10 protein-coding genes are annotated in these 11568 nt (G+C 62.1%); 7 read left to right on the top strand and 3 right to left on the bottom strand.

Going from position 1 to position 11568, the window contains the following annotated elements; genetic code table 11:
* Positions 1–10: 10 nt before the first annotated feature.
* The 4 genes from MIC97_RS18075 to MIC97_RS18060 are packed head-to-tail and all read left to right on the top strand — an operon-like array spanning position 11 to position 3556.
* Positions 11–1054, top strand: coding sequence for an ABC transporter permease (locus MIC97_RS18075; protein ID WP_239801483.1), 1044 nt, complete (start codon positions 11–13; stop codon positions 1052–1054).
* A complete protein-coding gene (gene nikC, locus MIC97_RS18070; protein WP_239801482.1) occupies positions 1051–1977 on the top strand; it encodes a nickel transporter permease in 927 nt (308 codons plus the stop codon). The genes MIC97_RS18075 and nikC overlap by 4 nt, the downstream gene beginning before the upstream one ends.
* Positions 1974–2807: an ABC transporter ATP-binding protein gene (locus MIC97_RS18065; protein WP_239801376.1), complete on the top strand. Its 834-nt coding sequence runs from the start codon at positions 1974–1976 to the stop codon at positions 2805–2807. The genes nikC and MIC97_RS18065 overlap by 4 nt, the downstream gene beginning before the upstream one ends.
* Positions 2804–3556 (top strand): ABC transporter ATP-binding protein, encoded by a 753-nt coding sequence (locus MIC97_RS18060; protein WP_239801375.1) that lies wholly within the window; start codon positions 2804–2806, stop codon positions 3554–3556. Before MIC97_RS18065 ends, MIC97_RS18060 begins: the two co-directional genes overlap by 4 nt.
* Positions 3557–3661: 105 nt before the next feature.
* On the opposite strand, the gene MIC97_RS18055 is transcribed toward MIC97_RS18060, so the two are convergent.
* Positions 3662–6064 carry a membrane-bound PQQ-dependent dehydrogenase, glucose/quinate/shikimate family gene (locus MIC97_RS18055; protein ID WP_239801374.1) on the bottom strand — a complete coding sequence of 801 codons (2403 nt, stop codon included), beginning with the start codon at positions 6062–6064 and terminating at the stop codon, positions 3662–3664.
* A 347-nt stretch (positions 6065–6411) separates the two neighbouring features.
* On the opposite strand from MIC97_RS18055, the gene MIC97_RS18050 reads away from it, so the two are divergent.
* Together MIC97_RS18050 and MIC97_RS18045 are read left to right on the top strand one after the other, a co-directional pair.
* Positions 6412–7242, top strand: coding sequence for an ABC transporter permease subunit (locus MIC97_RS18050; protein WP_239801481.1), 831 nt, complete (start codon positions 6412–6414; stop codon positions 7240–7242).
* A gap of 1 nt (position 7243) precedes the next feature.
* The gene (locus tag MIC97_RS18045) at positions 7244–8248 is read left to right on the top strand and encodes an ABC transporter substrate-binding protein (protein WP_239801373.1); all 1005 of its coding nucleotides are present in this window, start codon (positions 7244–7246) and stop codon (positions 8246–8248) included.
* Positions 8249–8458: 210 nt separating this feature from the next.
* Here the strand turns inward: MIC97_RS18045 and tdh are convergent, their stop codons facing one another.
* Positions 8459–9481, bottom strand: coding sequence for an L-threonine 3-dehydrogenase (gene tdh, locus MIC97_RS18040; protein ID WP_239801372.1), 1023 nt, complete (start codon positions 9479–9481; stop codon positions 8459–8461).
* 16 nt (positions 9482–9497) lie between these two features.
* The gene (locus MIC97_RS18035; RefSeq protein ID WP_239801371.1) at positions 9498–10700 is read right to left on the bottom strand and encodes a glycine C-acetyltransferase; all 1203 of its coding nucleotides are present in this window, start codon (positions 10698–10700) and stop codon (positions 9498–9500) included.
* A gap of 262 nt (positions 10701–10962) precedes the next feature.
* On the opposite strand from MIC97_RS18035, the gene MIC97_RS18030 reads away from it, so the two are divergent.
* A complete protein-coding gene (locus MIC97_RS18030) occupies positions 10963–11547 on the top strand; it encodes an XRE family transcriptional regulator (protein WP_239801370.1) in 585 nt (194 codons plus the stop codon).
* The last annotated feature ends 21 nt before the right edge of the window (positions 11548–11568 follow it).

The following is an 11568-nucleotide window of genomic DNA, read 5'->3' as shown; positions in this document are numbered from 1 at the left end:
TGACGCACCAGTGCGGGCAAGGCGCGCCAACCGGCGCGCCTGGGCCATATTCAGGGCGGTTTCCAGTTTTCTGGTGATCGTTCTGACCACCTATCTCGGCCTGCTGGCGGTGACCTTCTTCATCGGCCGCGTGGTGCCGATCGATCCGGTTCTGGCCATCGTGGGCGACCGCGCGCCGGCGCATGTGATCGAGCGCGTGCGGCAGGAAATGGGCCTCAACCTGCCCTATTATCAGCAGTTCATCCTCTACGTGAAAGGCGTGCTGCATGGCGATTTCGGCACCTCGGTGCTGACCACCAATCCGGTGATGACCGACATACGCCGCGTCTTTCCGGCAACGATGGAGCTGGCCACGGTCGGCACCATCATCGGGGCCGCCTTCGGCATTCCGCTGGGCGTGCTGGCGGCCGTCAGGCGCGGCAGCCTTGCCGACCAGCTCGTGCGCATCGTCGGCCTGATCGGCTATTCCGTGCCGATCTTCTGGCTCGGGCTGCTGGCATTGCTGGTGTTCTATGCAAAGCTCGGCTGGACGTCCGGCCCCGGCCGCATGGACGTGGTGTTTGAATATACGTTCACGCCGATCACAGGCTTCTTCCTGATTGACGCAATCATCAATCGCGACTGGGCCGCTTTCCGCGACATCGTTTCCCACCTGATCCTGCCGGCTTCGCTGCTCGGCTATTTCTCCATGGCCTATATCAGCCGCATGACGCGCTCCTTCATGCTGAACGAGCTGCAACAGGAATATATCGTCGCCGCGCGCGCCAAGGGCCTGTCGGAAACGCGCATCATCTGGGGTCATGCGCTGCGCAATGCGGCGGTGCCGCTGGTGACGGTGATCGCGCTTTCCTATGCCGGCCTGCTTGAGGGATCGGTGCTGACCGAGACGGTCTTTGCGTGGCCGGGACTTGGCCTCTACATCACCAATTCGCTTCAGAACGCCGACATGAACGCCGTGCTTGGCGGCACCATCGTCATCGGCTCGGTGTTCATCGCCATCAACCTTCTGTCCGACGTGCTCTACCGCATGCTCGATCCCCGCACGAGGAGCTGACGAGGATGAGCGAAACGACGATGACCCGCCGCCAGTGGCTGCTCACCGACAGGCCGCAGTCACGCCTGCAGGCAAGGCTCGGCCGCGCCTATGTGACATGGCGGCGTTTTACGGCCAACAAGCTTGCCGTGCTTGGCATGCTGATCATTCTGGCGCTGATTCTGGTGGCGATCTTTGCCCCCGCACTGGCACCCCATTCGCCCTATGTCGGCGATCTTGCCGGCAAGCGCCTGTTGCCGCCGGGGCCGGAACACTGGCTCGGAACCGACGATCAGGGGCGCGACATCCTTTCTCGGCTGATCTACGGTTCGCGCCTGACGCTGCAGGTCGTGCTGCTGGTGGCGATCATCGCCGCCCCCATCGGCCTTTTGGTCGGCACGGTCGCCGGCTATGCCGGCGGCTGGGTGGATGCGGTTCTGATGCGCATCACCGACATCTTCCTCGCCTTCCCGAAGCTGGTTCTGGCGCTGGCCTTCGTCGCCGCGCTCGGCCCCGGCATCGGCAATGCCATCATAGCCATCGCCATCACCTCATGGCCTCCCTATGCACGCATCGCACGGGCGGAAACGCTGACGGTGCGCAATTCGGACTACATCTCGGCGGTGCGGCTGATGGGCGCCTCGCCATGGCGAATCGTGCTGCGCCACATCATGCCGCTTTGCATCTCCTCGCTGATCGTGCGGGTGACGCTCGACATGGCGGGCATCATCCTGACCGCCGCCGGGCTCGGTTTCCTCGGCCTCGGCGCGCAGCCGCCGCTGCCCGAATGGGGCGCGATGATTGCGTCCGGCCGCCGTTTCATCCTCGATCAGTGGTGGGTGGCCGCCATGCCGGGCTTCGCCATCCTGATCGTCAGCCTCGGCTTCAACCTGCTGGGCGACGGATTGCGCGATGCGCTCGATCCGAAAGGAAGCGGCCAATGAGCGCGCTTCTTGAAGTCGAGGATCTGCGCGTTTCCTTCCCCACCCGCACGGGGGTGATCGAGGCGGTGCGAGGGGTATCGTTTACGCTAGGACGTGAGCGGCTGGGCATCGTGGGCGAATCCGGTTCCGGCAAATCGCAGACCGGACGCGCCATCATGGGCCTGACAGCCGAACACGGTCAGATCAATGCGAAGAAGCTGCAATTCAGCGGCATCGATCTCATCAATATCCCGAAAGCTGAACGGCGGGCGCTGCGCGGCAACCGCATCGCCATGATCCTGCAAGACCCGAAATATTCGCTGAACCCGGTGATGACCATCGGCCGCCAGATCGTCGAGACGCTCAAGACGCATGAACGGATCGGCAGGAGCGAAGCGCGCAAGCGGGCGCTCGACATGCTGGCCGCCGTGCAGATCCGCGATCCTGAACGCGTCTTCGATCTCTATCCGCATGAAGTGTCGGGCGGCATGGGCCAGCGCGCCATGATCGCCATGATGCTGGTGGCCGGCCCCGAACTGCTGATCGCCGACGAGCCGACCTCGGCGCTCGATGTCACGGTGCAGCTCGAAGTGCTGGGCATTCTCAACCGGCTGGTGGCCGATCGCGGCATGGGGCTGATCTTCATCTCGCACGATCTGAGGCTGGTGTCCTCCTTCTGCGACCGCGTGCTCGTCATGTATGCGGGGCGCATCGTGGAAGAGCTTGCCGCCGGCCAACTGGCGCAGGCGAAGCATCCTTACACGCAGGGCCTTCTGAACTGCATGCCGCGCATCGACAATGACCGCCATCCCCTGCCCGTTCTCGACCGCAGGCCGGAGTGGGCGCTATGACGGTACCGGCTCTCGAAATCGAACGACTGAGCGTCACCTTCGAGGATTTCGTGGCGCTGAAGGAGGTGAGCCTGACGGTGGCGCCCGGCGAATCCTTTGGACTGGTCGGGGAATCCGGCTCCGGCAAGTCGACGCTGTTGCGGGCTGTGGCGGGCCTTTCTCCCATCAGCGGCGGCACTATTCAGGTCAACGGCAAGACGCTCGACGGCAGGCGTAGCAAGGAATTCTACCGTCAGGTGCAGATGGTGTTTCAGGACCCTTACGGTTCCCTGCATCCGCGCCAGACGGTGGACCGGCTGTTGCTGGAGCCGCTGGCGATCCATGGCTTCGCCGACACCGAACGCCGCATCGTGCGGGCGCTGGAAGAGGTGGGGCTGGGCTCCGGCTTCCGCTTCCGCTATTCGCACCAGCTTTCGGGCGGCCAGCGCCAGCGCGTGGCGATCGCGCGCGCCCTGATCCTCGAACCGTCGATCCTGCTGCTCGATGAGCCGACCTCGGCGCTCGATGCCTCGGTGCAGGCCGAGGTGCTGAACCTTCTGGAAGAGGTGCGCGCGGCGCGCAACCTCACCTTTATCATGGTCAGCCATGATCTCGCCGTCGTCACCCATATGTGCGACCGGCTGATGGTGATGCAGCATGGACGCGAGGTGGAGCTTCTGGCCTCCGCCGATCTCGTCAGCCGCAATGTGAGCCAGGACTATACCCGCAACCTGCTTGTCGCCAGCGAGGGCTTCCAGCGCAGCGCCTGAGTGCCTGTTGGCGAGGATTGCCCTGTGCATGAAGCCGATGCCGGACAATAAAAAAACCCGCCGGATTGCCGGCGGGTTTTCTGTTTGGACGAGGGTCTTGCAGCCTTACTTCCTGAGCTTGTAGGCGATGACGTAGTCGCCGCGGTCGTCGGAGTTGCGGGCTCCGCCGGCGCTGATCAGGACAAACTGCTCACCGGTCGTCGGTGACTTGTAGCTGATCGGGGTTGCCTGCGAGCCGACCGGAAGCCGGCCTTTCCACAGTTCCTTGCCGGTCGAGCTGTCATAGGCGCGAAGATAGTAATCGAGCGTCGAGGCAAAGAACAGAACGCCGCCCTGCGTGACCATCGAACCGCCAATGGTGGGAAGCCCGACGGGAATGCCCAGGCCCAGCTTGAAGCCGAGAACCGAGGCATCCTTCACCGTGCCTGCGGGTACGCTCCAGGCGATCTTCTGTGTCTTGAGATCGATTGCCGTCATCGTGCCGAAGGGCGGTTTCTGGCAGGGAATGCCGAGCGGTGAATAGAAACGGGTCTTTTCTTTCACATAGTAAGGTGTTCCCGCCATTGGCAGGCTGGTGCCGGCCGGCAGCACCTCGTCCTCCGATGTGCGCTCCCCGAGCTGGAGGCGCAGGCCCAGACGCAGGTCGTTGACGAAGATGGTGTGACCCGTCGGATCGACCGAGATACCGCCCCAGTTGAACCCGCCCAGCGAGCCGGGAAGCAACAGCTGCTTTTCAAGCCCGGGCGGAACGAACAGGCCGTAATTGGTCATGCCCTTGAAGTCGATCCGGCACAGAAGCTGATCGAAGGGTGTAGCGCCCCACATATCCGCTTCAGTGAACAGTTCATTGCCGATTTGTGGCATGCCGACCGAGAAGGGCTGGGTGGGAGAATACTTCTCACCCTTGAGGTTGCCTGCGGGAACAGGGCGTTCCTCCACCTCGGTCAGTGGCTGGCCTGTCTTGCGGTCAAGGACAAAGAACATGCCCTGCTTGGTGCCGAAGATGACGGCAGGCACGTCCTGACCGTCCTTGGGGAAGGTGGTCAGGGTGGGCTGCATGGGGATGTCGAAATCCCACAGGTCGTTATGCACGGTCTGGTAGTGCCAGACAGGGCGGCCGTTGGAAGCATTGAGCGCCACGATCGATGCGGAATAGCGCTCGCGGTTCTCGTCGCGATTGCCGCCCCACAGGTCAGGCGAATTGTTGCCCATCGGCAGGAAGACGGTGTCCGTCTGCGGGTCGTAGGACATTGGCGCCCACACATTGGGAGAACCGCGTGTGTAGGGCATGTCGGGTGTTGGCGCGCCGGTAATTGCCGGGTTGCCGGAATCCCATGCCCAGCGCAGTTCACCCGTTTTGACATCGAAGGCGCGGATGACGCCCGAGGGCACTTCCGTTGAAACGTTGTCGGAGACGAAGCCGCCGACGACAATGACATCACCGGCGAGTGTAGGCGCCGATGTCTGTTTGTAGTCGCCGGGACCCTCGCCCATGCCGTCATACAGGTTGACGCGACCGTTGGTGCCGAAGTCGGAGCAGAACTCGCCCGTGTCAGCATTGATGGCGATCAGTTCCGTGTCGACCGTGTTGGTGAGGATGCGACGCGGGCAGACACCCGGATCGGTGTTTGCGACATAGCCGAAACGCTTCTCCACACCCGCCTGCGCCCGGTTTGGCTCGGCGCCGGTGCCGTCATAATAGGCAATGCCACGGCAGCGCGCCCAGTTGGCAAGCTTGGAATCGATGATGGTCTTCCACTTTTCCTCGCCCGTGGTCGCATCCAGCGCGACGACGTTGTTCTTGGGCGTGCAGAAGAAAACGGTATTGCCGATCTGAAGCGGTGTGTTGAGATCTTCGCGGCCAAGACCGTTGGGGCTCTCGGGAATGTCGCCATGGCGATACGTCCAGGCCACTTCGAGATTGTGCACATTGTCACGGTTGATCTGGTCGAGCGCGACGAAACGCTCGCCTTCGGCATTGCCGCCGTAGTTATCCCAGTTCCTGTGCTCGGTTTCAGGCGTTACAGCAGCAGCTGCGGTAGGGGCGGGCGCGTTGTAGATTCCGCGATCCTTGTAAGTGCCGGCGAACATGACAATGGCAGCTGCCGCAAGCACGCCGCCAATCGCTGCGTGGAGCCCGGTTTTCCCTTCGGCACCTGCATTGCGGCGCAGCGAAGGGATTGCGAAGGCCAGAAGTGCACCAGCCACGAGGAAGATGAAAAGGCGGGTAAAGAGCGGCCAGAAATCGAGCCCCGCTTCCCAGAAGGACCATGCGAGCGTCGCCACGAAAATAATGGCGTAGAGCGGTCCGACATAGAGCTTGTTACGGAACAGGCCCCAGGCCAGCGCGAGAATCGCAAGCCCGCAGATCAGATAGTACCAGCTACCGCCGCGCGCGATGAGAATGCCTCCGCCAACAGCGAAGTAGAGGCCGGAAAGGGCAAACAGCACCCCCAGTATGATATGGGCCCATCGGCCCGTCGTCTCAGGTTTAGCATCGGAAGCCACGGTGTAGTCTCCTTGATCGCACGTGGAAGCGAGGTTGGCATTTGTCCACACGACCCCGGCGTGGGGCCGTCTACACAGAACTGGAGAGGGCTGATGCGCTTTAAGGCAAGCGGTCGTCCAGTCAGTTTCGTCCTTACATGGGAACTGCTGGGTGTCTGATAAGCGCCAGGTCCACGACTGGCGCAGGCACAGAACCTTGCGCAAATGCGAAACTTGCATTGGGCTATATTCCGACTTAGAGCACCGTTCAAGCCAACGCGTCATCGGAAACCGACGCAGGCCGATGCGCATGACGCAAATCGGCAAAGCCACATGGTCCGGGCATCCGGGAAAGGCTGGTGTTTATCATGATGGCGCGTTTTACTGCCGTTCTTTCTGAAGAACTGGGTGCCGCGAAAGATTTTCTGACCAGCATCGACAAAGCAAAAGTTCTTCTTATTTTGCTTTTTTCTCTTGCGTGCATTGCATGGTTCCTGCTGGGGAAAAAATATCCTGCAGCAACATTTGCATCTCCCTATGAGACCTTCGAAGCTCTTTACTGGATGCTGGCAGACAGACATAACGAATATATTGTGGGGATAGGCGAAACGCTCTCGGTTTTTTTTCGCGGCTTTCTTGGTGCCGTAGCGGCAGGGCTTTCGCTGACGCTGGTAATGGGCCTATCCCCTCTTCTCGGGCGCGCGCTGAATCCCCTGCTCGATCTGCTCGGTTCGGTGCCCAACATCGCGTTCATGCCAATGGTCGTGGCGCTCATGGGGCTGGACCAGCCAGCCAAGGTGACGATCGTGTTTCTGGGCGCCGTTCTGCCCGTGGCAATCAATGGCCACGCCGCGCTGAGGCAGATCGATGGCGATTACGAAGAGGCCGCGCTTGATCTTGGCGCCACGCGGCTGCGTGCACTGCTCGCCGTGGTGTGGCCTCTTGCCCTTCCACAGATGGTTGCGGGCATGCGCGTCGGTGCAGGCTACGCGCTGGCGGCCTGCGTGGTGGCTGAAATCTACACTGCAATGACCGGGCTTGGCGGGTTGCTGGTCGGTTATGGAAACTCCTTCAACATGCCGCGCTATTTCGTGATCGTCATCACGCTTGCCCTGATCGGCATCTTTACCACGGCTCTCCTGCGGTACGTCGAAACCTTTTTCGCGCGCCGGGCAGGCCTCATCAGTGAAAGAGAGTGAAATGAAGACTGTGATTGCCTGCGCGCTGGCATGCGTGCTCATGACCGGTGTGGCAATGGCGGACCCGTTTCGCATCATCGTCACAAGCAAGGAGGCCCCGCTGGTTCCGAACTCGGTGCTGCATCTGGCACAAAGCGAGGGCTATTTCGAACGTGCAGGCGTAGATGTCGAACTGATCCCGGTTGAACAGACGCCGATGGCGGTAACTGCGTTGCGCACTGGTGGCGGAGAGATGGCCAACATCTCGGTGGACAGCCTGCTGGGGCTCTACACCGGTGGCGTCACGGATCTGAAAGCGGTTGGTTCGACCGACAAGGCCATTCCTTACATCATTGCCGGTCGGGCGGATTTGACCCTTGAAACCATGGCAGGCCGGAAATTCGGTGTCGGCCGTCCCAACAGCCTGGATCATACGTTGTCATGGACGGTTCTGCAGTATCTCGGCGCCAAACCGGACAAGATCGAGTTCGTGCCGCTGGGCCAGCCAAATGTGCGCGGTCAGGCACTGGCGCAGGGCCGGATCGATGCCACGACCATGTCGATCGGCGTGTTCACTGCGATGCCTGATCGTGCGGACCTGAAGATACTGGTCGATGTTGATACATATTTCAGTGCGGCGCCTATCGTTTCCAAGGTGAATGTGGTGCCGCGGAGTGTCATCGCCGAACGCGCCAATGAGCTTGATGCTGTGCTTGAGGCGCTGACGATGGCTGCCCGTGACTACGCGGCGGATCCCGGCAAGTGGGTCGATGCCATGACGCGCGCCCGTCCGGATACAGGCCGCGATACGCTGGAGGAACTGGCGAAAATCTATGCCGGAAGCTGGACGGTGAATGGCGGGCTTCAGCGCAAGGAGATGGATTTCACGCAGGTCTGGCTCTACCGCACGGAAAAATACGACAACAAGGACCTTGTCCTGCCGGGAGCATGGGGCGATTTTGCGCCTGTCGACAGGGTGTTGAAGAAGATCGGCATTTCTGACAAAGGCGATCCCGTCAGCCGTTAGAGCATCTTGCAGCCGGATGGAAACATCTGGCGTCGCATAAATGCGGCCAAAACAAAGAGACAGGGCATTTTTGCGATTCAGAGAAAAGCAGAAATGCTCCAACGTGCAGGCAGCACTTTCACGCCATTGAACTGCAGCCTTTGATCGTCATGCGCCAAAGGGGAGCCGGGCATGAGTCACGCGGCGTCCTTTTGATGTGCCGATCTCCTGTCACCACTCCAGAACGATCTTGCCGGCCTCTCCGGCGGCGGCATTGGCGAAGGCCCGTTCATAGTCTTCGGCCTTCATGCGGCTGGTGATCACCTTGCGCACGTCGAGGCCGCTTTCCAGCATGGCGAGCATCTTGTGCCATGTCTCGAACATTTCACGCCCATAGATGCCCTTCAGCGTGATCATCTTGAACACGACCTTGCCGAGATCGAACGAAAACGGTCTGGCCGGCACGCCCAGCAGTGCGATACGCCCGCCCATCAGCGTGTGGTCGATCAGTTGCTCGAAGGCGGCCGGCGCGCCGCTCATCTCGAAGCCGATGTCAAAGCCCTCGCGCATGCCAAGCCTTGCCATGGCGTCGCGCAGTTCTTCCTTCGCGACATTGACGGGTGTGACATCGGCGACCTTGCTGGCGAGGTCCAGCCGCGCCGGATTGACGTCGGTAATGACGACATGGCGCGCGCCGCAGTGACGCGCGACGGCGGCACCCATGATGCCGATCGGTCCTGCACCCGTGATCAGCACGTCCTCGCCGGCGACGTCGAAGGAGAGTGCCGTATGCACCGCGTTGCCGAGTGGATCGAGGATGGCGCCGAGCTCGTCGTCTATCGTGTCGGGCAGCGGCACGACATTGAAGGCCGGTACGCGCACATAATCGGCGAACGCGCCGGGCAGGTTGACGCCGATGCCGCGCGTTTCGGGATCGAGGTGATAGCGGCCGGCCCGGCTGGCGCGGCTGCGCATGCCGATGACATGGCCCTCGCCGGACACCCGCTGGCCGACCCTGAAGTCGCGGACGTGGGAACCGACCTCGACGATCTCGCCGGCATATTCATGGCCGGTCACCATGGGCACGGGCACGGTTCTGGAAGCCCATTCGTCCCAGTTGTAGATGTGGATGTCGGTGCCGCAGATGCCGGTTTTCTTCACCTTGATGAGAACGTCGTCGGGGCCGATTTCCGGTATCGGGCGCTCTTCCATCCAGATGCCGGGTTCCGCGTTGGCTTTGACCAGTGCGCGCATGGGGTGCTCCTGCGGGTCAGATGATGCCGAGCGTGCGCCCGGCATCCTTGAAAGCGTCGATGGCGAAGGTGACGTCATCATCCGTCAGCGCGGCCGACATCTGGGTGCGGATGCGCGCTTTGCCCTGCGGCACGACGGGATAGAAGAAGCCGGCGACGTAGACGCCGCGTTCGTCAAGGGCTCCGGCCATGCGCTGCGCCAGCACGGCATCCCCGAGCATGACGGGAATGATCGGCGTTTCGCCGGGAAGAAGCGTGAAGCCGGCTTCGGTGAGGCCTTGGCGGAAGCGCGCGGTGTGAGCCGCGAGGCGGGCGCGAAGGTCGTCGGCTTCGCGGGCGATTTCTATCGCCTTCAGCGATCCTGCGGCGACGGCCGGTGCAAGGCTGTTGGAAAACAGGTAGGGCCGCGCCCGCTGGCGCAGAAGATCGATGATGGGTTGCGAAGCGGCGATGAAGCCGCCCATGGCGCCGCCCAGCGTCTTGCCGAAGGTGCCGGTGACGATGTCGACGCGGTCGCCGGCGCCCGTCAGGGCGGGCGTGCCGCGCCCCTGATCGCCCAGATGGCCGGTGGCATGGCAATCGTCCACGGCCACGATCGCGCCGAAGCGCTGGGCCAGATCGCAGATTTCCGGCAAGCGGGCGATGTGGCCGTCCATCGAGAACACGCCGTCGGTGACGATGAGCCTGAAGCGGGCGCCCTCCGCATCGGCCTGCCTGAGCTGCGCCTCCAGATCGTTCATGTCGCCCGGCGCATAGCGGAAGCGCTTCGCCTTGCTCAGGCGCACCCCGTCGATGATGGAGGCATGGTTCAGGCTGTCGGAAATGATGGCGTCCTCGGGACCGAGCAGCGGCTCGAACAGGGCGCCGTTGGCATCGAAGCAGGCGGCGAACAGAATGGCGTCGTCCTTGCCGAGATAGGCGGCGACGGCATGTTCGAGCTCGCGGTGCAGCGTCTGCGTTCCGCAGATGAAGCGCACGGAGGCCATGCCGAACCCGTAGTCATCGAGCGCCTGCCGGACGGCCACCTTTATCTCGGCATTGTCGGCGAGGCCGAGATAGTTGTTGGCGCACAGATTGACCATCTGCCGTTCGCCCTCAAGGCCCCTGACGCGGATGCGGCCGGATTGCGGGCCTGCGATCAGACGCTCGCGCTTGTAGAGCCCGTCCGCCTCAATGCCGGCAAGCACGCCTTCGATATGGGAAAGGAAATCCGGTGTCATGGGCTTTTCATCCGTTAAATTGGAATTTCCAATATAGTGGATTTGATGCTAAATCCAGAGGAATGTTTATGCGAACCTGGCGGGTAAGCTGCCATGCGGTCGCCAGCCGGTGTGATGAATGAGGCCTTCCGGTGCTGCAGATGCACAAAAGCGGCCCCTTGCATCTTGATCAGGCAACGGATTGAGCGGAAGAACGGTTCCGATTTTGCAGTCCGGCGGCCGACCGCTCTCTCTTCTGGCCTGCTGCTTTGGAAAAGATGAAATGGACAGTGTGAACGAAGCGCCGAAGATCGGGCCCGTCATTCAGGCGGAGCGCAAGAAGCGGCATCTGACGCTCGACCGTCTGGCCGCGCTTTCGGGCGTGTCGCGCTCGATGCTGTCGCAGATCGAGCGCAGCGAAGCCAATCCCACTTTTGCGGTCCTGTGGTCGCTGACCCAGGCTCTCGGCATCGATTTCTCGCAGTTGCTGGCCGGCGGCACTTCGCAGCAGCGCAAGCCTGACGGCATCGATCTGGTGACACTGGCGCTGACGCCGGAGATCAAGAGCCCCGAAGGCGCGTGGCGGCTGCGGATTCTCAGCCCGCCCATGCTGGCCGGTCAGGTCGAATGGTATGAGGTGGAGATTGCGCCCGGCTGCATGCTGCAGAGCGCGCCCCATGCTCCGGGCACGTTCGAGCATCTCACGGCTTACAGCGAGGGCCTGCTGGTCGAAACGGAGCATGGGTCGCAGAAGCTGGCGACGGGCGAAACCGCGCGCTACCGTGCCGATGTCGCCCATGAGATCAGGAACACCGGCAGGCAGACCGCCCGCGCGCTGATGGTGGTGCTGCACGAACTCAAGGCCTGAACCGCGTTCGCTAAAGCATGT

It is taken from the genome of Aquamicrobium sp. NLF2-7, from assembly GCF_022359935.1.
GTDB lineage: Bacteria > Pseudomonadota > Alphaproteobacteria > Rhizobiales > Rhizobiaceae > Mesorhizobium > Mesorhizobium lusatiense.
This window is presented reverse-complemented; position numbering and strand designations above follow the sequence as displayed.